The following is a 20,016-nucleotide window of genomic DNA, read 5'->3' as shown; positions in this document are numbered from 1 at the left end:
ATGAGTCATGTATAAGGAATCAAACATGCGCGCCCTGTTGTTCAGCAGCCAGCACTACGACCAGGAAAGCTTCACCCGGGCCGCCAGCGGCACCACCCTGGACCTGCACTTCCAGCCCGCCCGCCTGACCCTCGACACCGCGGCCCTGGCCGATGGCTACGAGGTGGTCTGCGCCTTCATCAATGACGAGCTCGACGCCCAGGTGCTGCAGCGCCTGGCCGCAGGCGGCACACGCCTGGTCGCCCTGCGTTCGGCCGGCTACAACCATGTCGACCTGGCCACCGCCCAGCGCCTGGGCCTGACCGTGGTGCGAGTGCCGGCCTATTCGCCGCACGCCGTGGCCGAACACGCCGTGGCGCTGATCCTGGCCCTGAACCGGCGCCTGCACCGGGCCTACAACCGCACCCGCGAGGGTGACTTCACCCTGCACGGGCTTACCGGTTTCGACCTGCATGGCAAGACCGTCGGCGTGGTTGGTACCGGCCAGATCGGCACCGCGTTCGCCCGCATCATGGCCGGTTTTGGCTGCCAGTTGCTGGCCTATGACCCCTACCCCAACCCCGAGCTGCTGGCCCTGGGCGCGCGCTACCTGCCATTGCCCGAGTTGCTGCGCGAAGCCCGCGTCATCAGCCTGCACTGCCCGCTGACCGAACACACCCGGCACCTGATCAATGCACAAAGCCTGGCCCAGTTGCAGCCCGGCGCCATGCTGATCAACACCGGCCGCGGCGCGCTGGTCGACACCCCGGCGCTGATCGACGCGCTGAAGAGCGGCCAGCTCGGCTACCTGGGCCTGGACGTCTACGAAGAAGAAGCCCAGCTGTTCTTCGAGGACCGCTCCGACCTGCCGCTACAGGACGACGTACTGGCCCGCCTGTTGACCTTCCCCAACGTGATCATCACCGCCCACCAGGCGTTCCTTACCCGCGAGGCACTGGATGCCATCGCCGCGACCACGCTGGACAACATCAACCGCTGGGCGGCAGGCAATCCACAGAATCTGGTGATGGGTTAGTGCTAGGATACGCGGCATTTCTGGAGGACCCATGGTCGAGCACGATTTCCGCTACACCCTTTTCAACCCGCAACACACGCTTATCGAGTGCCGCGCCCTGGTGCCGGGCCGCTATCAGGTCACCGGCAACGGCGGCTCGATGCACATAGGCGACACCCTGCTGGTCACCCTCAAGGGCAGCAAGGACTTGTCCATGCGCCTGACAGTGGAGAGCGTGCGCCACCTGATCAACCCGCGCGGCCAGTGGGTTGCCGTGGCCAGCGGCCCGGTGTTCAACGAACTGGAAATCCTCACCTGGCAGGTCGCGTGCGACAGCTGCGACGCCGTGCTGGACTTCGAGTTCGCGGTGGACGCCAAGCTGGGCAAGAAAGCCCGCCAGCCTGCCGCCAGCGCGCGCGTAGCCGAGCTGGGCTGGGCCAGCCGTGGCGAAAAACACCTGTGCCCGCGTTGCCAGGAGAGCGCCGAGTGAAGAATCTGCTGACCGGCGTGCTGATTGCCAGCGGCCTGCTCGGCTGCGCCGCGGAACCCTCGAAACTGCAGCAGGAGCGCAGCTACGTGCTGGAGTGGATTGGCGAACGACCACTGATCGACTACAGCCACCTGACCCTGACCCTGGCCAGCGATGGCCGTGCCTATGGCAACGGCGGCTGCAACCACTGGTTCGCGCCATACACACTGGACGGCGAGCACCTGAGCTTCGGCAAGGTCGGCAAAACCCGCAAGCTCTGCGCACCGGCGTTGATGGAGCAGGAAAAGCGCTTCCTGCAGGCGCTGGAAACAGTGCAGCGCTGGGATGTGTCGCCTATCGAGCAGGTGCGTTTCTGGCCGGCCGTAGGCAAGCCGCTGCGCTTCTGGCCTGAGGAAGGCTGACCGATCCTCTGGCCTCTTCGCGGGTAAACCCGCTCCCACAGGTTCGGCGCAGGCTTTGAAAGCGGCGCTGTACCTGTGGGAGCGGGTTTACCCGCGAAGCTTTCTGGATCAGGCGCCTTTCAGGGCCTTGATCCTGGCCTGCAGCCCTTCCAGGGTCTGCTCGCCCATCAGCTGCTCCCGCACCTTGCCCTTGTCATCGATGATGTAGGTCACCGGCAATGCCTCGCTACGTGGCAGGTCATAGCGCTCGGCCGGGTCCTGTGCCAATACGGTGAAGGCGATGCCCAGGGTTTCGGCAGCCTGCTTGAGCTCCTGCCCCTGCAAGCCGTCGAAGTTCACACCCACCACCTTGATACCGTCGGCCGCCCACTGCTTGGCTGCCGCGTTCAGTTCAGGGATTTCGGTACGGCACGGTCCGCACCATTCGGCCCAGTAATTGAGCACCAGCCAGTGCCCATCGAGTTGTTCGGCCGTAATCGTATTACCGTGTTGGTCCACGCCATAATCGGCACCGCAACCACCGAGCAACAGGCTCGCGGTGATGGCCAGTACTGCTGCCAGACGCCTTGCCATGGGTCAATCCTTCTCGAGTTTTAAAGCAAATTGGTCAGTCGCTGCGGTTAGAATAGCCGCCACACCCTGCTGGATGCGACCCGACATGACCGACCTCACGCTCTATCATAACCCGCGCTGCTCGAAATCCCGCGGCGCCCTGGAACTGCTCGAAGCTCGCGGCCTGGCGCCGACCGTCGTTCGCTACCTCGAGACCCCGCCCGACGCTGCCACCCTGAAGGCCCTGCTCGGCAAGCTGGGCATCGCCCCGCGCCAACTGCTGCGTACCGGCGAGGACGAGTACAAGGAGCTGAACCTGGCCGACCCGGCGTTGACCGACGCACAACTGATCGAAGCCATGGCCCGGCACCCCAAATTGATCGAGCGGCCGATCCTGGTCGCCGGTGACAAGGCCGTGGTTGGCCGCCCGCCCGAGAAAGTACTGGAGATCCTGCCGTGAGCCAGCCTTACATCCTGGTGCTGTATTACAGCCGCCATGGTTCGACCAGCGAGATGGCCCGGCACATCGCCCGCGGCATCGAGCTGGCCGGCATGGAAGCCCGCCTGCGCACGGTGCCGGCAATTTCCACCCAGTGCGAAGCGGTGGCCCCGGACATCCCGGCCAGTGGCGCGCTGTACGCCACCCTGGACGACCTGCGCCACTGCGCCGGCCTGGTACTGGGCAGCCCAACCCGCTTCGGCAACATGGCGGCGCCGCTCAAGTATTTCCTGGATGGCACCAGCAGCCTGTGGCTGGGCGGTGAACTGGTCGGCAAGCCGGCAGGCGTTTTCACCTCCACTGCCAGCCTGCACGGCGGGCAGGAAACCACTCTGCTGTCGATGATGCTGCCCCTGATGCACCACGGCATGCTGGTGATGGGCCTGCCGTACAGCGAATCGGCACTGCTCGAGACCCGTGGCGGCGGCACTCCGTATGGCGCCAGCCATCATGCTGGCGCCGATGGCAAGCGCGAGCTCGACCAGCACGAGATCGCCCTGTGCCGCGCCCTTGGCCAACGCCTGGCGACCACCGCCAAGGCCCTGGAGGCCGCACGTGGCTAAGAAGCCCAAGGTATTGCCGGCGCTGGAATGGTTGGCACCGCGCCTGCGCCTGACGCGGGCGCTGAGCCTGGCGTTCTTCTTCGGCCTGATCGCCCTGCTGGTAGTGAACAACCTGTGGTTCGCCAACCTGCACGGGGCACGGGTCGAGGTGATCCTGGCGATCGAACTGGTGCCGTTGTTGCTGTTGTTGCCGGGCATGCTGACAGGCAGCGCCCGGGCACATGCCTGGACCTGCTTCGTGGTGAATATCTATTTCATCAAGGGCGTGCTGGCGGCGTTCGACCCGGCGCGGGCGGTATTTGGCTGGGTAGAAGTGCTGGTGAGCCTGGGGCTGTTCATTGCCGGGCTGCTGTATGTGCGCTGGAAGTTCCAGCATGAGCGGCGCATGGCGGGCGAAGGGGCGTAAATTCTGGGGCCGCTTTGCGGCCCTTTCGCGACACAAGGCCGCTCCTACAGGGTATCGCGTATTCCTGTAGGAGCGGCCTTGTGTCGCGAAAGGGCTGCAAAGCAGCCCCAGCAATCTCAATGGTTGACGGTATGCGCGAGCATCACCGACAACTGGCACAGCGGCCGCCCACTCTCGGCATGCCACTGGTTGAACGCCTGCTGAACCAAAGCCAGGTCCCGCTGGCTGGTCGGCGGCTTGTCGATCAACTTCTGCGCAATCAACGCCGCAGCCATGTCATCGGTAGGGATGAACGTATCCTTGCCGACCATGCGCAAGAAGCGCGGTGCCGACAACCCGCCCAGCTGGTTACCGTGCTTGGCCAGGTACTTCCACAAGCCGACGATGTCGGTCACCGGCCAGTCGGCGATGAACGCACCAAAGCTGCCCTTCTCCTTCGCGATATCAAGCACCATCTGCGCATTGCGCGGCACGCTCTTGAGCTTGCCCAGGTGGCGGATGATGCGCTCGTCGTGCATGAGCCGCTCGAGGTGTTCGGCGCCCATCAACACCACCTTCTCCGGGTCGAAGCCGAAGAACACCTGCTCGAACGCCGGCCACTTGGCATCCACCAGGCTGTGCTTGAGCCCGGCGCGGAACACGCGCAGGGCCAAGGTCGACAGGTAGCGGTCGTCACTGATATCACGCAGCTGCGCCGGCGTGCGCGGCTGCGGCAGGAAGGCCTCCAGCGCCTGGGCCGAGCCGAAGCGGTTCAGGCAGTATTCGTGCAACCACTGGTAATCGCGCATGGGCTCAGATGTTCAGCACGTCAAGGAAACGCGGGGTGGCGTTTTCGTCGATCTTCAGGCTGGTGAAATCGAACAGGTTGCGGTCGGCCAACTGCGACGGTGCAACGTTCTGCAGGGCGCGGAAGATGCTCTCGGTACGCCCCGGGTGCTTGCGCTCCCATTCCACCAGCATGTCCTTGACCACCTGGCGCTGCAGGTTTTCCTGCGAGCCGCACAGGTTGCACGGGATGATCGGGAATTCCTTCATGTCCGAGTAGGCCTGGATGTCCTTCTCGCTGCAGTAGGCCAGCGGGCGGATCACCACGTTGCGGCCATCGTCGGCGCGCAGCTTCGGCGGCATGCCCTTGAGCGCGCCGTTGAAGAACATGTTGAGGAAGAAGGTTTCGACGATATCGTCGCGGTGGTGCCCCAGCGCCATCTTGGTCGCGCCGATTTCGTCGGCAAAGGTGTACAGGGTGCCACGGCGCAGGCGCGAACACAGCGAGCAGGTGGTCTTGCCCTCGGGGACCAGCTCCTTGACCACAGAATAGGTGTCCTTCTCGACGATGTGGTACTCGACGCCCAGTTCCTTGAGGTAGGCCGGCAGCACATGCTCGGGGAACCCCGGCTGCTTCTGGTCCATGTTCACCGCAACGATCTCGAACTTGATCGGTGCCACCTTCTGCAGGTGCAACAGAACGTCGAGCATGGTGTAGCTGTCCTTGCCGCCGGACAGGCAGACCATGACCTTGTCGCCATCCTCGATCATGTTGTAGTCGGTGATGGCTTCGCCGGCGAGACGACGCAGGCGTTTTTGCAGTTTGTTCTGGTTGACCGAGAGGGTGCCCATAGCGCTTGGATCCGCGAGGTGTGACAAAAGCCGGCTATTTTACGCACAAACGCGGCGGCGCTGTAGGCATTCCGATAAAGACTTCATCGTAATCAACAGCGCGCCTTACAGCGCAATTTGCTCTAAAAAGCACGGTTTATGCCGGTAACGGCTTCCTATACTGCGACATAAGGCCACATTACCGCTTGCTTCGGTGTTCCGGCCTGGCGCCGCTTGCGCTCCATCTGGGGGGCGTTTGGCAACATTGAGAGGAGTGATCGGCATGATTCATCACGTTGTGGGGCTGTTTACCCATCCCGACCAGGAATGGCGGGAAATTCGTGGCGAAGAAGAAACCATCAGCCACATGTACCTGACGCACACCCTGATCCTGGCTGCGATCCCCGCCGTGTCGGCCTTCATCGGTACCACCCAGGTCGGTTGGGTGATCGGCGACCGGCCAGCGGTGATGCTGACCATGGAAAGCGCCATCTGGATGAGCATCATGTCGTACCTGGCCATGCTTGCCGGGGTGGCGGTAATGGGGGCGTTCATCCACTGGATGGCCCGCACCTATGACGCCAACCCGTCAATGGCACAGTGCATCGCCTTTGCCACCTACACCGCCACACCGTTGTTCATCGGCGGCCTGGCGGCGCTGTACCCGCACCTGTGGCTGGGCATGCTGATCGGCACCGCCGCCATCTGCTACACGGTGTACCTGCTGTACGTCGGCTTGCCGACGTTCATGAACATACCGTCCGACGAAGGCTTCCTGTTCTCCAGCTCGGTGCTGGCGGTAGGCCTTGTGGTACTGGTGGCGATCATGGCCGCCACGGTGATCATCTGGGGACTGGGCGTGGGGCCCGTCTACACCAACTAGAACAGACCCGACCAACACTGGGGCATCAAACCTGGGGCCGCCGCAAGGCGGCCTCTGGCTGTGCGCTGACCGGTGGCTCGGCAGCCTGCCCGGGGTTGCGGCATAATGCCCGGTCAGGAGAACCACCCCGCCATGCCCGAGCTGCTCAGACAACGCGTCGAAACCTGTTACCAGCAAGCTGAAACCTTCTTCAAACGCCCCTTCCCGCGCCCGGAGGTCAGCTTCAAGCTGCGCGGGCAAAAAGCCGGCGTCGCCCACCTGCACCAGAACCTGCTGCGCTTCAACCTGCAGCTTTACCGCGAAAACCAGGAAGACTTCCTGCGCCAGACCGTGGCCCATGAAGTGGCGCACCTGGTGGCCCACCAGCTGTTCGGCGACCGTATCCAGGCCCATGGCGAGGAGTGGCAGCTGATCATGCGCGGGGTGTATGAACTGCCGCCCAACCGTTGCCACAACTACGAAGTGCAACGGCGCGTGGTGACCCGCTACATCTACCGCTGCCCGTGCCCACAGAGCGACTTCCCGTTTACTGCGCAGCGGCACAAGCTGGTGCGCCAGGGGCGGCGCTACCTGTGCAAGCGGTGTCGGGAGATATTGGTGTACAGCGGCGAGACGCGCGTGGAATAGGTTGTGTTGTGCCTGTTCCGGCCCCTTCGCGGGTAAACCCGCTCCCACAGGGATACCACTGACGTCAGGCCTTGTGGTAGCTCTGTGGGAGCGGGTTTACCCGCGAAGAGGCCAGTGTTGGCGACACATGAATCACAGGCACAAGAAAGGCGACCCTAAGGTCGCCTTCTTTGCATCAGCCTGTGCCTTACTTCTCGACGAAGGCACGCTCGATCAGGTAGTCACCCGGCTCGCGCATGCGCGGGGAGACCTTCAGGCCGAAGCTGTCCAGCACTTCGCTGGTCTCGTCGAGCATGCTCGGGCTGCCGCAGATCATCGCGCGATCGTCCTGCGGGTTGATCGGTGGCAGGCCGATGTCGCTGAACAGCTTGCCGCTGCGCATCAGGTCGGTCAGGCGGCCTTGGTTTTCGAACGGTTCACGGGTCACGGTCGGGTAGTAGATCAGCTTGTCGCGAACCGACTCGCCGAAGAATTCGTTCTGCGGCAGGTGCTCGGTGATGAACTCGCGGTAGGCCACTTCGTTCACGTAGCGCACGCCGTGCACCAGGATCACTTTCTCGAAGCGCTCGTAGGTTTCCGGGTCCTGGATGACGCTCATGAACGGTGCCAGGCCAGTGCCTGTGCTCAGCAGGTACAGGTGCTTACCCGGTTTCAGGTCATCGAGAACCAGGGTACCGGTAGGCTTCTTGCTGATGATGATCTCGTCGCCTTCCTTCAGGTGCTGCAACTGCGAGGTCAGCGGACCGTCCGGCACCTTGATGCTGAAGAACTCCAGGTGCTCTTCCCAGTTCGGCGAAGCGATGGAATAGGCGCGCATGAGCGGACGGCCGTTGTCCTGTTGCAGGCCGATCATCACGAACTGACCGTTCTCGAAGCGCAGGCCCGGGTCGCGGGTGCACTTGAAGCTGAACAGGGTGTCGTTCCAGTGGTGCACACTGAGGACACGTTCGTGGTTCATGTTGCTCATTTAATGGGGCTCCTGAAGAAAGACGCGGCGCGCGCAAGACGCGCAGTTGCGCGATAGTTTAGGGGCAGCGACAATATCTGTTAACTGGATTATCAAGATATGTGTTATCGGTTATATAGATATGCGATTTACACTTCGTCAGCTGCAAGTCTTCGTTGCCGTGGCCCAGCACCAGAGCGTTTCGCGCGCCGCCAGTGTGCTGGCCTTGTCGCAGTCGGCCGCCAGCACCTCGATCACCGAGCTTGAGCGCCAGTCCAGCTGCCAGCTGTTCGACCGCGCCGGCAAGCGCCTGAGCCTCAACGCCCTGGGCCAGCAACTGTTGCCGCAGGCCGTGGCCCTGCTCGACCAGGCCAAGGAAATCGAAGACCTGCTCAACGGCAAGTCCGGTTTCGGCTCGCTGGCGGTCGGTGCCACGCTGACCATCGGCAACTACCTGGCCACCCTGTTGATCGGCAGTTTCATGCAGGTGCACCCGGAAAGCCAGGTGAAGCTGCATGTGCAGAACACTGCGCATATCGTGCAACAGGTGGCGCATTACGAAATTGATCTGGGTCTGATCGAAGGCGATTGCAACCACCCGAACCTGGAAGTGCAGCCCTGGGTCGAGGACGAGCTGGTGGTGTTCTGCGCGCCGCAGCACCCGCTGGCCAAGCTGGGCCGCGCCGATGTACAGACCTTGTCCCAGGAAGCGTGGATCCTGCGCGAGCAGGGCTCAGGCACGCGCCTGACCTTCGACCAGGCCATGCGCCACCACCGCGCCAACCTCAACATCCGCCTGGAGCTGGAACACACCGAAGCGATCAAGCGCGCGGTGGAGTCGGGCCTTGGCATTGGCTGCATCTCGCGCCTGGCCCTGCGTGACGCCTTCCGCCGCGGCAGCCTGGTGCCGGTGGAAACCCCGGAGCTGGACCTGATGCGCCAGTTCTACTTCATCTGGCACAAACAGAAGTACCAGACCTCGGCCATGCGCGAATTTCTCGAACTGTGCCGCAACTTCACTGCCGGTTTCACACGCAGTGACGAGATCGTGTTGCCACCGATCGCTTAAAGCAGGATCACGCCCCACACCAGCGCCACCATGGTCAGTGCCACCAGTTGCGCGGCGCTGCCCATGTCCTTGGCGTTTTTCGAAAGTGGGTGGCGCTCGAGCGAAATGCGGTCGATGGCTGCCTCCACCGCCGAGTTGAACAGTTCGACGATCAAGCCCAACAGGCACACGGCGATCATGATCGCCCGCTCCGCACGGCTGACCGGTAGCCAGAAAGCGATCGGGACCAGCAGCACATTGAGCAGCACCAGCTGGCGGAACGCGGCCTCGCCCTTGAAAGCGGCGCGCAGGCCGTCCAGCGAATAGCCGGCAGCGTTGAAGATACGTTTGAGGCCGGTCTGGCCCTTGAATGGCGATGTCATGTATGTCACTTCACAACGGAAAGGCCAGCAGACTAGACCGGCACGGGTCAAAAAAGCGTGAAGCCACACGCACTCAGCTACTGGCAACCGATTCAAGTTGTTGCAGCAGCAAAGCCGCCTGGGTGCGAGTACGCACGCCCAGCTTGCGGAAGATCGCGGTCACGTGGGCCTTGATGGTCGCTTCCGAAACGCTCAGCTCATAGGCGATCTGCTTGTTCAGCAGGCCTTCGCAGACCATGGTCAGCACGCGGAACTGCTGTGGCGTGAGGCTGGCCAGCCCTTCGCTGGCGGCCTTGGCCTCGGCCGAGACATCGACTTTTTCGAACGCCTGCGGCGGCCACCAGACCTCGCCATCGAGCACTTTACGCACCGCATCCTGAATAACTTCCAGGGTGCTGGACTTGGGAATGAAGCCACTGGCGCCAAACTCGCGGGACTTGACCACCACTGCAGCCTCTTCCTGCGCCGATACCATCACCACGGGTATCTGCGGGTATTGCCCGCGCAGCAGCACCAGCCCGGAAAAACCATAGGCCCCTGGCATGTTCAAGTCCAGCAACACCAGGTCCCAATCGGCTTTTTCGCTCAGGCGGGTTTCCAGTTCGGCAATACTGGCGACTTCAACCAGGCGTACATCCGGGCCCAGGCCGAGGGTAACGGCCTGGCGCAAGGCGCCACGGAACAGCGGGTGGTCATCGGCAATCAGGATTTCGTAAGTGGCCATCGATCTGGGGATCCTGTTCTGTGTCGGGCACTCGGGTAAGGGTCATTATGAACCAAAGCAGGGGTTGTGCCCCTTGGACTATAGGAAGGTATGCAAACGCTGGTGGGTATCGTCCTGCTCGTCCAGCGGCAGGCGCCGCTTGCCGCTCAGGTAATGCAGGCTGAACACATCCAGGTAGGCGTCCAGCGCCTGCGAGGCCTGGGTATCGCCAGCCAGGTCCAGGCACATGGCGGCGACTTCCGCAGTGCAGAAGTGATCATCGCGCTTGGAGCGGCGCAGCCGGTAGCGGGACATCTGCTCGGCCTGCAGGCTCAACACCGGGAAGCGGTCAAGGTACGGGCTTTTGCGGAACATCTTGCGCGCTTCGGTCCAGGTGGCATCCAGCAGGATGAACAGCGGGCGCTTGCCCGGCTCGCGCACCACTTCGCTGACTACTCGCTCCTGGGCAACGAATTCGCCGGGAAAGACGATGTAGGGTTGCCAACGCGGATCGTCCAGCAACGCCAGCAAGCGTTCGTCGACCGAAGTGCGCAGCCAGCCGAAGGCCGAGGTGTCCTGGATCAGGTCGGCGATCAGCCAGCCGGTATTGGTGGGCTTGAGCGGCTCGGTGTCATGCATCAGCAGGCACACGCCGGACTCGGCCTGCACCCGAGGCTTCCAGGCGCACAGGCAATGAGTGGCAATGACCCGGCAGTCGGGGCAGCGCTCGGCACGCGAACCACGGGCGATGAAGGGCTTGTTGCTGCGCGCCAGGCGTTCGGCGCGCAGGCGCGCTACCGCATGGCTCATGCCGGCAGGCCTCTGGACAGGTTGGGAATGGACACAAGGATGACTCGGAGAAAACTAAGGGCGCCAGTCTATCAGAACAGCGGCCAATTGCTGTGCAGGTGGCGGCGCGGTCCCTATAATCGCTGTTTTACCCAGCCTCGCGCCTGCGCGCTTCTGGGGCTGCTGCGCAGCCCCATTTGCAGCCAACGTGCGGTTGTCACGGAACGCCGTCGACCCGCGCATGTCAAAGCGCCAGTCATCGAACCAGGAGAGATTCATGCTGCGCCGTATCGTACCCGCCCTGAGCCTGTTGCTCGCCCTGCCCCTGGCAGCCCAGGCGGCTTCCAAGCAGGAATACGACCTGAACAACATGCTGCAGAAGGTTGCCAAAGAGAGCAGTGTCGGCACCCCGCGAGCCATCAACGAGGACATCCTCGACCAGGGTTACACGGTGGAAGGCAAGGCACTGGTCAACCACCTGAGCGTGCGCCAGGAGCATGCTGCGCGCATGCAGGCCAACCCCGATCAGGTACGCAGCCAGCTGGGTGACAGCGTCTGCCGCAACAGCGGTTTCCGCAACCTGATGTCCAAGGGCGCGGTGATGGTCTACCGCTTCACGGTCTACAAGACCAACCAACCGATCATGGATCAGGCGTTCGACAACGCCAGCTGCGTCGCAGGCAACAAGAAGAAGTAACCACTTCGATCGCTACGCCTTCTCGTCCTCACGGGCGCGCCAGTGCCCTTCAGCGGCATCGGCGCGCATCTCTGCCAGCAGCGCCTGCAAGTAGCGCGACTGGCATTCCAGCCCCGACAGCCTGCGCCGGCACTCGGCTTCCAGGCTCAGGTGATGCACCTGGGCCGCATTCTCCAGCTGCTGGTAAAGCTGCCGGTCCACTTCGATGATCAAGCGATGCATACCGCCACCTCCTGCATCGACACGTTTCGCTCTACCCAGTTAACCAAACCCGCATCCCCAGTGGCTGCATGCCGACGGGCGGCGATGCCGAACACCCCGGCACGATTGAGCGCAAGGGTCTAGATTGAGGTCAGAGGTATTGGTGCAGAAGGAGACGTTGCATGCCTTACCAATCGAGTGAACTGCTGTTCAGCCACTTCCGCGACAACAACATCGACCTGAGCAACATCGACGCACAGCTGCAACTGGTAGCCCCGAACAGCCCCAACCTGCCGCTGTACCGCGACATGATGCTGACCATCCTGCGCATGGCCCATGACGACACCGACCGCTGGAGCGCCAAGATCACCCTGCAGGCGCTGCGCGAACTGGACCATTCGTTCCGCACCCTGGAACGTTACAAGGGCCGGCGCAAGGTGACCGTGTTCGGCTCGGCGCGCACCCCGCTGGAACACCCGATGTACGCCCTGGCCCGCGAACTGGGCGCAACCCTGGCACGCTCCGACCTGATGGTCATCACCGGTGCCGGCGGCGGCATCATGGCAGCTGCCCACGAAGGCGCCGGCAGCGACCACAGCCTGGGGTTCAACATCACCCTGCCCTTCGAGCAACACGCCAACCCCACGGTGGATGGCACCGACAAGCTGCTGCCGTTCCATTTTTTCTTCATCCGCAAGCTGTTCTTCGTCAAGGAGGCCGATGCCCTGGTGCTGTGCCCGGGTGGTTTCGGCACTCTGGATGAAGCGCTGGAAGTGCTGACCCTGATCCAGACTGGCAAGAGCCCGCTGGTACCGGTAGTGCTGCTGGATTCGCCAGGTGGCAGATTCTGGCGCGACTGCCTGGACTTCATCAGCCGCCAACTGGAGGAGAACCGCTACATCCTGCCCAGCGACCTGAAACTGCTGCGCCTGGTGTACAGCGCTGACGAGGCAGTGGAAGAAATCAACCAGTTCTACAGTAACTACCACTCCAGCCGCTGGCTGAAGAGCCAGTTCGTGATCCGCATGCATCACCCGCTCAGCGAGGCGGCGCTGTATGACATCCAGGAAGGCTTTGCCGACTTGCGCCTGAGTGGCAAGTATCACCAGCAACCTGACAGCAGTGCCGAGCACGAAGTGGGCAATTTCAGCCACCTGACCCGCTTGTCATTTGCCTTCAATGGTCGGGATCAAGGCCGGCTGCGTGAACTGGTGGACTTCATCAACCTGCCGGAGAACTGGGCCAAGCCGCAGCCCATGCATACCACGCAGCGGGCCAGGGAGGCGTTGAAGGTCAGTTGATCGTGACACTAGCCCGCGCATCCTGTGGGAGCGGGTTCATCGAGGCGTCGAACCGCTGCGAAGAATCCAACGCGGTGTATGACACCGGCTGCGCCGGTGTTCGCGGGTAAACCCGCTCCCACAAGAGCACGCACTGTCTGATGCCTCGCCTCAAACCTGTGGGAGCGGGCAAGCCCGCGAAGGGCCGCAAAGCGGCCCCGGTCTTCAGTAATCGTCGATATCACGCCCACTGAGCAGGCGGCCGATCATGTCCATGGGGAAACCCCGGTACGCCAGAAAACGGGTCTGCTGGGCACGGCTTCGGGGATCTTGCGGGCGTTGACCAGCAAACTTGCGCTGCCATACATCACGCATGCGCTCGCCCCAGTCCACCTCGCTCTCGCGCAGCGCCTGCTCGATATCAGCACGCGCCAAACCGCGCTGGCCTAGCTCTTCGCGAATACGCGCAGGGCCATAGCCGGAGCTGGAACGGTACCGGATGAAACTTTCGAGGTAGCGGGCTTCGCTAAGCAGCCCTTCTTCGGCGAGCCGGTCGAGTTCAGGCTCGATCAGCTCGTCCGAAGCGCCGCGCTGACGCAACTTGCGCGTCAGCTCGACGCGACCGTGCTCACGTCGCGCGAGCAGGTCCATGGCTGTCCGCCGAATGGCGACGGGGGTGTCGAGTACGGCGGACATGTTCGGCTATCTACCGCGCAATCAATAACCGGCGTCAGCGTCGGCCATGTCATCGGCATCGGCTTCGGCAGCAGCAGCCTTACCAGCAGCCGCAACAGCCCCAGAGGTCAGCAGCTTCTCACGAATCTGCTTCTCGATCTCGGCACCAATAGCCGGGTTCTCAGCCAGGTACTTGGCAGCGTTGGCTTTGCCTTGACCGATCTTGTTGCCTTGGTAGGCGTACCAGGCACCGGACTTCTCGACCAGACCCTGGGAAACACCCAGGTCAATGATCTCGCCGTTACGGTAGATACCCTTGCCGTAGAGGATCTGGAACTCGGCTTGACGGAATGGTGGAGAAACCTTGTTCTTGACGATCTTGACGCGGGTTTCGCTACCGACCACCTCGTCGCCTTCCTTGACCGCGCCGGTGCGGCGGATATCCAGACGCACCGAGGCGTAGAACTTCAGGGCGTTACCACCGGTGGTGGTTTCCGGGCTGCCGAACATCACACCGATCTTCATACGGATCTGGTTGATGAAGATGACCAGGCAGTTGGCGTTCTTGATGTTACCGGTGATCTTGCGCAGCGCCTGGGACATCAGGCGCGCCTGCAGGCCCACGTGCATGTCCCCCATCTCGCCTTCGATCTCGGCCTTCGGTACCAGGGCGGCCACGGAGTCGACGATGATCACGTCGACAGCGTTGGAACGCACCAGCATGTCGGTGATTTCCAGGGCCTGTTCGCCGGTGTCCGGCTGCGAAACCAGCAGGTCGTCGACGTTGACGCCCAGCTTGCCGGCGTACTCGGGGTCGAGGGCGTGTTCGGCGTCGACGAAGGCGCAGGTGGCGCCGTTCTTCTGGGCTTCGGCGATGACCGACAGAGTCAGCGTGGTCTTACCCGACGATTCCGGGCCGTAGATCTCGACGATACGGCCTTTTGGCAGGCCGCCGATGCCCAGGGCGATGTCCAGGCCCAGCGAGCCAGTGGAGATGGCAGGGATAGCCTGGCGCTCGTGGTCGCCCATGCGCATGACGGCGCCCTTGCCGAATTGGCGTTCGATCTGACCCAGGGCCGCAGCCAAGGCGCGCTTCTTGTTGTCGTCCATTGAAATCCTCACGTGTTCGACTTGGCCCTGACGGCCGGAATACCTGTATAAGTAGCCAGTATTATTCCACAGGCAAGCGCCCGCGCAAACCCCTGTTGTCGATTTACTCGGCACCAAGCTGTAACAAGCCGTCTAACGCGGCGATCACCGTCTGCCGGCGCACCGCCTCGCGGTCGCCGTCGAACTGGCGCCGCTCGCTGTACACATGGTTACCGTCGCCCCAGGCCAGCCACACGGTACCCACTGGTTTGGCCGGCGAACCACCGTCTGGCCCGGCCACGCCGCTCACCGCCACGGCAAAGCGCGCGCCGCTGGCAGCCTGGGCGCCGCGGACCATCGCTTCGACCACTTCCTGGCTTACCGCGCCAACCTGGCCGAACAACGCTGCGGGCACTCCCAGCTGACGGGTTTTCTGGGTGTTGGAATAGGTCACGTAACCGGCCTCGAACCAGGCCGAGCTGCCGGGCACACGGGTGATGGCCTCGGCGATGCCGCCACCGGTGCAGGATTCGGCGGTGCTCACCTGCGCGTTGAAGCGGCGCAGGTGCTCACCCAGGCGGATGGCAAGCGTGGTGATCGGGTCCATGTCGGGCTCCTTGTAGACTGCCTTCTACCCTAGCATTTCAGGATTGGGGAATGGGCGTCTGGCGGCGTGCTGGACATGAGGATGTTCGCCTCTGGATTTTTGGCGCCTGAAGCCCACACCAATCAGAAATTCAGCCGCAGCACGGTCCGCCAGAGGTTCTTCATCGGTGAACGACGATGCTTGGTCCAGTTGCGCTCCCACCACTCGTCCTCATTGCGCACCACCTGTTCCAGGTCGCTACCGGCCACGGCGGCGGCGTGCTGGCGGAACATCATGGGGAATACGCAATGCTGGCGGATCCGGTGCTTGACCACCACATCCACCGGCGTGCCATCGTAGGGGGTCTGCGCCAGGATCCGGCAGCCCTCGCGCGACAGCACATAAGCATGCAGCGCCACCACCCGCCCGCGGGCGATGAACGGGAACCAGGTCAGCCAGGTTCGCCCCATGGAATAACCCAGGTGCAAGGCCTCGAAAGGCCGTTTCTGCATGAAGCGATTGACCCAGCGCACTTGCGAAGGCTTGAACTCATAAGCCTTGGCATCGTCTTCGAAGATCAGGATTCGATCGAGGCCCTTATCCAGCGCATGACGGGCCAGTTGCTGATGGGATTCGTAGCAACCGCGCTTGGGATCGCTGTTTTTCTCGACGACATGAAAGTGCACTTCGTTGTCGAGCTGTCGCCCGATGGTTTCGCTGAACAGCGTGCGCCGGTCAGCGCGGGTGTCGAGGGAAATACAAAAAACCGCATCTACATCAAAACGAACTGCGCTCATGGCACTAATCAACCTGTTGCAATAACTTTCTATTGGGCCGCAGGCCCCCGCGAATGCGTCAGGCAAGCCATCCTGATGGGTAAGAGCGCGCAATTCTCCATGGCAGCTCGGTGCTGTCAACCTGCCTTCAATACAACCCTGCGCGCTTGGCAGACATGCAGGTACTGCCTGCCGGGTAGCCGTGTTAACCTATGCGGCTTGAAAAATCCGGTGGGTCTCGGCGTCGCGCATGCAACACAGAACGCCCCAATTTGCCCCACAATATTGAGACCTACTTTTTAAGCCCTTGATGAATAAAGCAATCTCCGATTTCTCCGCACACACCCCGATGATGCAGCAGTACTGGAAGCTGAAGAACCAGCACCCGGACCAGCTGATGTTCTACCGCATGGGCGACTTCTACGAGATCTTCTACGAAGATGCGAAAAAAGCCGCAAAACTGCTGGACATCACGTTGACCGCGCGCGGTCAGTCGGCCGGCCAGTCCATCCCCATGTGCGGGATTCCGTTCCATTCGCTGGAAGGCTACCTGGCCAAGCTGGTCAAGCTCGGCGAATCGGTGGTGATCTGCGAACAGATTGGCGACCCCGCCACCAGCAAGGGCCCGGTGGAACGCCAGGTGGTGCGCATCATCACCCCCGGTACGGTCAGCGACGAGGCCCTGCTCGACGAACGTCGCGACAACCTGATTGCCGCGCTGCTCGGTGACGAGCGCCTGTTCGGCCTGGCCGTACTGGACATCACCAGTGGCAACTTCAGCGTGCAGGAGATCAAGGGCTGGGAAAACCTGCTGGCCGAGCTCGAGCGCCTGAACCCGGTCGAGCTGCTGATCCCCGACGACTGGCCGCGCGACCTGCCTGCCGAAAAACGCCCGGGCGCCCGTCGCCGCGCGCCATGGGACTTCGACCGTGATTCGGCGCGCAAGGCCCTGTGCCAGCAGTTCGCGACCAAGGACCTCAAGGGCTTTGGCTGCGACAAGCTGACCCTGGCCATCGGCGCCGCCGGTTGCCTGCTGATCTACGCCAAGGAAACCCAGCGCACTGCCCTGCCGCACCTGCGCAGCCTGCGCCACGAACGCCTGGACGACACGGTCATCCTCGACGGCGCCAGCCGCCGCAACCTGGAGCTGGACATCAACCTGGCCGGCGGCCGCGACAACACCCTGCAATCGGTGATCGACCGCTGCCAGACCGCCATGGCCAGCCGTTTGCTGAGCCGCTGGTTGAACCGCCCGTTGCGCGACCTCAAGGTGTTGCAGGCACGCCAGGACTCGATCCGTTGCCTGCTCGACGGCTACCGCTTCGAGAAGCTGCAGCCGCAGCTCAAGGAAATCGGCGATATCGAGCGGATTCTCGCCCGTATCGGCCTGCGCAACGCCCGCCCACGCGACCTGGCACGCCTGCGCGACGCCTTGGGCGCGCTGCCCGAGCTGCAGAACGCCATGGCCGAGCTGGAGGCACCGCACCTGGCCCGCCTGGCCGCCATTACCGGCACCTACCCCGAACTGGCCAGCCTGCTGGAGCGGGCGATCATCGACAACCCGCCGGCGGTGATCCGCGATGGCGGCGTGCTCAAGGCCGGCTATGACAACGAACTGGACGAGCTGCTGGCGATCAGCGAGAACGCCGGCCAGTTTCTGATCGACCTGGAAGTCCGGGAAAAGGCCCGCACCGGCCTGGCCAACCTCAAGGTCGGCTACAACCGGGTGCATGGCTACTTCATCGAGCTGCCGACCAAGCAGGCCGAGCAGGCCCCGGGCGACTACATCCGCCGTCAGACCCTCAAGGGCGCCGAGCGCTTCATTACTCCGGAACTGAAGGCGTTCGAGGACAAGGCGCTGTCGGCCAAGAGCCGCGCCCTGGCCCGCGAAAAGATGCTCTACGACGCTCTGCTGGAAACCTTGATCAGCCACCTGGCGCCGCTGCAGGACAGCGCCGCCGCCCTGGCCGAACTGGACGTGCTCAGCAACCTGGCCGAACGTGCGCTGAACCTGGACCTGAACTGCCCGCGCTTCGTCGACGAGCCGTGCCTGCGTATCGAGCAGGGCCGTCACCCGGTGGTGGAACAGGTATTGACCACACCGTTCGTGGCCAACGACCTGGGCTTGGACAACAGCACGCGCATGCTGATCATCACCGGCCCGAACATGGGCGGTAAGTCTACCTACATGCGCCAGACCGCCCTGATCGTGCTGCTTGCGCACATCGGCAGCTTCGTGCCGGCGGCCAGCTGCGAGCTGTCGCTGGTCGACCGCATCTTTACCCGCATCGGCTCCAGTGACGATCTGGCCGGCGGCCGCTCGACCTTCATGGTCGAGATGAGCGAAACCGCCAATATCCTGCACAACGCCACCGACCGCAGCCTGGTGCTGATGGACGAAGTGGGCCGCGGCACCAGTACCTTCGACGGCCTGTCGCTGGCCTGGGCCGCCGCCGAGCGCCTGGCCCAGCTGCGTGCCTATACACTGTTCGCCACGCACTACTTCGAGCTCACCGTGCTGCCGGAAAGCGAGCCGCTGGTGGCCAACGTTCACCTGAACGCCACCGAGCACAACGAGCGCATCGTGTTCCTGCACCACGTGCTGCCTGGCCCCGCCAGCCAGAGCTACGGCCTGGCCGTGGCGCAGCTGGCTGGCGTGCCGACGGCCGTCATCCAGCGTGCCCGTGAACATCTGGCGAGACTGGAAACCACCAGCCTTGCGCATGAACAGCCCCCGGCCCAAAAGGCCAAGGACGTGCCACAGGTCCCGCACCAGAGCGACCTGTTCGCCAGCCTTCCACACCCGGCCATCGAGAAGCTGGGCAAGCTGCAGCTGGACGACATGACCCCGCGTCAAGCTATCGAAATGCTATATCAACTAAAGAACCTGTTATAACGGCGCCCACTACAAGCTGGTAGAATCCGCCGCGGTTTGCTGGTGCTGCAGGTTATTAGCCTGGCCTGCAGCCACATGCCCGTAAACCGCGCGGCCCTGAGAGGAAGGGCCGCCGCCGTCGCCTGAGGAGAGAATTAGAAATGACCTTCGTCGTCACCGACAACTGCATCAAATGCAAATACACCGACTGCGTGGAAGTCTGCCCGGTGGACTGCTTCTACGAAGGCCCGAACTTCCTGGTCATTCATCCGGACGAGTGCATCGACTGCGCCCTGTGCGAGCCGGAGTGCCCAGCGCAAGCCATCTTCTCGGAAGACGAAGTGCCAGCGGGCATGGAAAACTTCATCGAGCTGAACGCCGAACTGGCGGAAGTCTGGCCGAACATCACCGAGCGTAAGGACGCCCTGCCAGACGCTGAAGAGTGGGACGGCAAGACCGGCAAGATCGAACACCTGGAGCGCTGATAGCGCCGCATACGAAAAAGGCCCTTGCGGCCTTTTTTGTTTTTTGCAGGCAAAAAAAAGGGGCGGTTTGACCCGCCCACATTTTTTTCCGTAGTCCCTGCTTGTCCCAAACATCATCCTGATGAAATCGCTTCTTGCGATGTCCCTGGCTTTCCTCCTGAAAGCCTGTGCATGTCCCTGTGCACAGTTCGAATACTAGCGACTTGCGCTGGGCGGGCAACCGCTAAACCTCACAGGGTATTGCAGGTGACACATTTCCTCACAGCTGAATAAGCGAAGGTTTTCAATGAGTTGGGAAAATACAGGTGCTGGATACGACAATGATTTACTGAAGCATACATAGAAGGCTTACAGAACAAGTAAGCAAAGGCTTACACGCGATGTTACTGGGGTGGCGCGGTACACATTTGATATTGGTTTTGCCTGAGCGATTTTGGGGCTGCCTTGCAGCCCATCGCGACACAAGGCCGCT

25 protein-coding genes are annotated in these 20,016 nt (G+C 62.6%); 13 read left to right on the top strand and 12 right to left on the bottom strand.

From position 1 onward, the window contains the following. Positions 1-25: 25 nt before the first annotated feature. From R9B85_RS18595 to R9B85_RS18585, 3 genes are read left to right on the top strand one after another with little or no spacing between them, the layout of a single operon-like run. Positions 26-1,015, top strand: coding sequence for a 2-hydroxyacid dehydrogenase (locus R9B85_RS18595; RefSeq protein WP_112251103.1), 990 nt, complete (start codon positions 26-28; stop codon positions 1,013-1,015). Positions 1,016-1,046: 31 nt separating this feature from the next. Next, positions 1,047-1,484: a hypothetical protein gene (locus R9B85_RS18590; RefSeq protein ID WP_112251101.1), complete on the top strand. Its 438-nt coding sequence runs from the start codon at positions 1,047-1,049 to the stop codon at positions 1,482-1,484. Then, positions 1,481-1,885, top strand: coding sequence for an META domain-containing protein (locus R9B85_RS18585; RefSeq protein WP_423770428.1), 405 nt, complete (start codon positions 1,481-1,483; stop codon positions 1,883-1,885). The genes R9B85_RS18590 and R9B85_RS18585 overlap by 4 nt, the downstream gene beginning before the upstream one ends. A 108-nt stretch (positions 1,886-1,993) precedes the next feature. On the opposite strand, the gene R9B85_RS18580 is transcribed toward R9B85_RS18585, so the two are convergent. Then, positions 1,994-2,458, bottom strand: a complete 465-nt coding sequence (locus tag R9B85_RS18580) for a TlpA disulfide reductase family protein (RefSeq protein WP_215520369.1) — start codon at positions 2,456-2,458, stop codon at positions 1,994-1,996. Positions 2,459-2,543: 85 nt separating this feature from the next. Here R9B85_RS18580 and arsC point away from each other — a divergent pair, with 85 nt between their 5' ends. Genes arsC through R9B85_RS18565 form a run of 3 tightly spaced genes read left to right on the top strand, consistent with a single transcriptional unit; the run spans position 2,544 to position 3,905 of the window. Then, positions 2,544-2,897, top strand: coding sequence for an arsenate reductase (glutaredoxin) (gene arsC, locus R9B85_RS18575; RefSeq protein WP_112251095.1), 354 nt, complete (start codon positions 2,544-2,546; stop codon positions 2,895-2,897). Beyond that, positions 2,894-3,499 carry an NAD(P)H:quinone oxidoreductase gene (wrbA, locus tag R9B85_RS18570; RefSeq protein WP_112251093.1) on the top strand — a complete coding sequence of 202 codons (606 nt, stop codon included), beginning with the start codon at positions 2,894-2,896 and terminating at the stop codon, positions 3,497-3,499. Before arsC ends, wrbA begins: the two co-directional genes overlap by 4 nt. Beyond that, on the top strand, positions 3,492-3,905 hold the full coding sequence (locus tag R9B85_RS18565) for a DUF2069 domain-containing protein (protein WP_133970559.1): 414 nt from the start codon (positions 3,492-3,494) through the stop codon (positions 3,903-3,905). The genes wrbA and R9B85_RS18565 overlap by 8 nt, the downstream gene beginning before the upstream one ends. A gap of 116 nt (positions 3,906-4,021) precedes the next feature. Here the strand turns inward: R9B85_RS18565 and R9B85_RS18560 are convergent, their stop codons facing one another. Then, on the bottom strand, positions 4,022-4,693 hold the full coding sequence (locus R9B85_RS18560; RefSeq protein WP_112251092.1) for a DNA-3-methyladenine glycosylase I: 672 nt from the start codon (positions 4,691-4,693) through the stop codon (positions 4,022-4,024). Between the two features lie 4 nt (positions 4,694-4,697). Continuing rightward, positions 4,698-5,522 carry a tRNA 2-thiocytidine(32) synthetase TtcA gene (gene ttcA, locus R9B85_RS18555; RefSeq protein WP_012270926.1) on the bottom strand — a complete coding sequence of 275 codons (825 nt, stop codon included), beginning with the start codon at positions 5,520-5,522 and terminating at the stop codon, positions 4,698-4,700. Positions 5,523-5,784: 262 nt separating this feature from the next. Between ttcA and R9B85_RS18550 the strand changes: the two genes are divergently transcribed. Together R9B85_RS18550 and R9B85_RS18545 are read left to right on the top strand one after the other, a co-directional pair. Next, on the top strand, positions 5,785-6,384 hold the full coding sequence (locus tag R9B85_RS18550; protein WP_003252385.1) for a Yip1 family protein: 600 nt from the start codon (positions 5,785-5,787) through the stop codon (positions 6,382-6,384). A gap of 132 nt (positions 6,385-6,516) precedes the next feature. Beyond that, entirely contained in the window at positions 6,517-7,011 is a 495-nt protein-coding gene (locus tag R9B85_RS18545; RefSeq protein ID WP_112251091.1) for a SprT family zinc-dependent metalloprotease, read from the top strand. A gap of 187 nt (positions 7,012-7,198) precedes the next feature. On the opposite strand, the gene fpr is transcribed toward R9B85_RS18545, so the two are convergent. Beyond that, positions 7,199-7,978: a ferredoxin-NADP reductase gene (gene fpr, locus R9B85_RS18540; protein ID WP_112251090.1), complete on the bottom strand. Its 780-nt coding sequence runs from the start codon at positions 7,976-7,978 to the stop codon at positions 7,199-7,201. A 121-nt stretch (positions 7,979-8,099) separates the two neighbouring features. Here fpr and finR point away from each other — a divergent pair, with 121 nt between their 5' ends. After that, a complete protein-coding gene (gene finR, locus R9B85_RS18535; protein ID WP_112251089.1) occupies positions 8,100-9,026 on the top strand; it encodes a LysR family transcriptional regulator FinR in 927 nt (308 codons plus the stop codon). Here the strand turns inward: finR and R9B85_RS18530 are convergent. From R9B85_RS18530 to R9B85_RS18520, 3 genes are all read right to left on the bottom strand, one after another. After that, complete coding sequence (locus tag R9B85_RS18530; protein ID WP_004375479.1) at positions 9,023-9,388, bottom strand: diacylglycerol kinase; 366 nt, start codon at positions 9,386-9,388, stop codon at positions 9,023-9,025. The genes finR and R9B85_RS18530 overlap by 4 nt on opposite strands. A 73-nt stretch (positions 9,389-9,461) precedes the next feature. Further along, positions 9,462-10,112 carry a response regulator transcription factor ErdR gene (gene erdR / locus R9B85_RS18525; protein WP_112251088.1) on the bottom strand — a complete coding sequence of 217 codons (651 nt, stop codon included), beginning with the start codon at positions 10,110-10,112 and terminating at the stop codon, positions 9,462-9,464. Between the two features lie 78 nt (positions 10,113-10,190). Continuing rightward, positions 10,191-10,901, bottom strand: coding sequence for a tRNA-uridine aminocarboxypropyltransferase (locus tag R9B85_RS18520; RefSeq protein ID WP_112251087.1), 711 nt, complete (start codon positions 10,899-10,901; stop codon positions 10,191-10,193). 256 nt (positions 10,902-11,157) lie between these two features. On the opposite strand from R9B85_RS18520, the gene R9B85_RS18515 reads away from it, so the two are divergent. Continuing rightward, a complete protein-coding gene (locus R9B85_RS18515) occupies positions 11,158-11,577 on the top strand; it encodes a quorum-sensing-regulated virulence factor family protein (protein WP_112251085.1) in 420 nt (139 codons plus the stop codon). 12 nt (positions 11,578-11,589) lie between these two features. On the opposite strand, the gene R9B85_RS18510 is transcribed toward R9B85_RS18515, so the two are convergent. Then, positions 11,590-11,799, bottom strand: coding sequence for a hypothetical protein (locus tag R9B85_RS18510; protein WP_375149661.1), 210 nt, complete (start codon positions 11,797-11,799; stop codon positions 11,590-11,592). Between the two features lie 161 nt (positions 11,800-11,960). Between R9B85_RS18510 and R9B85_RS18505 the strand changes: the two genes are divergently transcribed. After that, on the top strand, positions 11,961-13,079 hold the full coding sequence (locus R9B85_RS18505; RefSeq protein WP_423770427.1) for an LOG family protein: 1,119 nt from the start codon (positions 11,961-11,963) through the stop codon (positions 13,077-13,079). A 204-nt stretch (positions 13,080-13,283) separates the two neighbouring features. Here the strand turns inward: R9B85_RS18505 and recX are convergent, their stop codons facing one another. From recX to R9B85_RS18485, 4 genes are all read right to left on the bottom strand, one after another. After that, positions 13,284-13,754 carry a recombination regulator RecX gene (gene recX, locus R9B85_RS18500; RefSeq protein WP_085619270.1) on the bottom strand — a complete coding sequence of 157 codons (471 nt, stop codon included), beginning with the start codon at positions 13,752-13,754 and terminating at the stop codon, positions 13,284-13,286. A 21-nt stretch (positions 13,755-13,775) separates the two neighbouring features. Then, positions 13,776-14,843, bottom strand: coding sequence for a recombinase RecA (gene recA / locus R9B85_RS18495; protein ID WP_015269214.1), 1,068 nt, complete (start codon positions 14,841-14,843; stop codon positions 13,776-13,778). 103 nt (positions 14,844-14,946) lie between these two features. Then, positions 14,947-15,429: a CinA family protein gene (locus tag R9B85_RS18490; RefSeq protein ID WP_112251079.1), complete on the bottom strand. Its 483-nt coding sequence runs from the start codon at positions 15,427-15,429 to the stop codon at positions 14,947-14,949. A gap of 122 nt (positions 15,430-15,551) precedes the next feature. Continuing rightward, complete coding sequence (locus R9B85_RS18485; protein WP_112251077.1) at positions 15,552-16,205, bottom strand: hypothetical protein; 654 nt, start codon at positions 16,203-16,205, stop codon at positions 15,552-15,554. Between the two features lie 301 nt (positions 16,206-16,506). Here R9B85_RS18485 and mutS point away from each other — a divergent pair, with 301 nt between their 5' ends. Together mutS and fdxA are read left to right on the top strand one after the other, a co-directional pair. Then, entirely contained in the window at positions 16,507-19,080 is a 2,574-nt protein-coding gene (mutS, locus tag R9B85_RS18480; RefSeq protein ID WP_181457316.1) for a DNA mismatch repair protein MutS, read from the top strand. Positions 19,081-19,220: 140 nt separating this feature from the next. Continuing rightward, positions 19,221-19,544 carry a ferredoxin FdxA gene (gene fdxA / locus R9B85_RS18475; RefSeq protein WP_112251073.1) on the top strand — a complete coding sequence of 108 codons (324 nt, stop codon included), beginning with the start codon at positions 19,221-19,223 and terminating at the stop codon, positions 19,542-19,544. Positions 19,545-20,016: the final 472 nt, after the last annotated feature.

The organism is Pseudomonas sp. NLJ1 (genome assembly GCF_049486705.1).
Classification (GTDB): domain Bacteria; phylum Pseudomonadota; class Gammaproteobacteria; order Pseudomonadales; family Pseudomonadaceae; genus Aquipseudomonas; species Aquipseudomonas inefficax.
Note: the sequence above shows the minus strand (reverse complement) of the source record. Positions and strands in the feature narration are given on the sequence as shown.

Bases quoted from the DNA above. Each gene is read 5' to 3' on its own strand.
- R9B85_RS18590 (WP_112251101.1), top strand. From the start codon at position 1,047: ATGGTCGAGCACGATTTCCGCTACACCCTTTTCAACCCGCAACACACG.
- recA (WP_015269214.1), bottom strand. From the start codon at position 14,843: ATGGACGACAACAAGAAGCGCGCCTTGGCTGCGGCCCTGGGTCAGATC.
- recX (WP_085619270.1), bottom strand. From the start codon at position 13,754: ATGTCCGCCGTACTCGACACCCCCGTCGCCATTCGGCGGACAGCCATG.
- R9B85_RS18530 (WP_004375479.1), bottom strand. From the start codon at position 9,388: ATGACATCGCCATTCAAGGGCCAGACCGGCCTCAAACGTATCTTCAAC.
- R9B85_RS18580 (WP_215520369.1), bottom strand. From the start codon at position 2,458: ATGGCAAGGCGTCTGGCAGCAGTACTGGCCATCACCGCGAGCCTGTTG.
- finR (WP_112251089.1), top strand. From the start codon at position 8,100: ATGCGATTTACACTTCGTCAGCTGCAAGTCTTCGTTGCCGTGGCCCAG.
- erdR (WP_112251088.1), bottom strand. From the start codon at position 10,112: ATGGCCACTTACGAAATCCTGATTGCCGATGACCACCCGCTGTTCCGT.
- R9B85_RS18520 (WP_112251087.1), bottom strand. From the start codon at position 10,901: ATGAGCCATGCGGTAGCGCGCCTGCGCGCCGAACGCCTGGCGCGCAGC.
- arsC (WP_112251095.1), top strand. From the start codon at position 2,544: ATGACCGACCTCACGCTCTATCATAACCCGCGCTGCTCGAAATCCCGC.
- R9B85_RS18510 (WP_375149661.1), bottom strand. From the start codon at position 11,799: ATGCATCGCTTGATCATCGAAGTGGACCGGCAGCTTTACCAGCAGCTG.
- R9B85_RS18515 (WP_112251085.1), top strand. From the start codon at position 11,158: ATGCTGCGCCGTATCGTACCCGCCCTGAGCCTGTTGCTCGCCCTGCCC.
- R9B85_RS18485 (WP_112251077.1), bottom strand. From the start codon at position 16,205: ATGAGCGCAGTTCGTTTTGATGTAGATGCGGTTTTTTGTATTTCCCTC.
- R9B85_RS18595 (WP_112251103.1), top strand. From the start codon at position 26: ATGCGCGCCCTGTTGTTCAGCAGCCAGCACTACGACCAGGAAAGCTTC.
- R9B85_RS18490 (WP_112251079.1), bottom strand. From the start codon at position 15,429: ATGGACCCGATCACCACGCTTGCCATCCGCCTGGGTGAGCACCTGCGC.
- R9B85_RS18545 (WP_112251091.1), top strand. From the start codon at position 6,517: ATGCCCGAGCTGCTCAGACAACGCGTCGAAACCTGTTACCAGCAAGCT.
- fpr (WP_112251090.1), bottom strand. From the start codon at position 7,978: ATGAGCAACATGAACCACGAACGTGTCCTCAGTGTGCACCACTGGAAC.
- R9B85_RS18550 (WP_003252385.1), top strand. From the start codon at position 5,785: ATGATTCATCACGTTGTGGGGCTGTTTACCCATCCCGACCAGGAATGG.
- fdxA (WP_112251073.1), top strand. From the start codon at position 19,221: ATGACCTTCGTCGTCACCGACAACTGCATCAAATGCAAATACACCGAC.
- R9B85_RS18560 (WP_112251092.1), bottom strand. From the start codon at position 4,693: ATGCGCGATTACCAGTGGTTGCACGAATACTGCCTGAACCGCTTCGGC.
- R9B85_RS18505 (WP_423770427.1), top strand. From the start codon at position 11,961: ATGCCTTACCAATCGAGTGAACTGCTGTTCAGCCACTTCCGCGACAAC.
- ttcA (WP_012270926.1), bottom strand. From the start codon at position 5,522: ATGGGCACCCTCTCGGTCAACCAGAACAAACTGCAAAAACGCCTGCGT.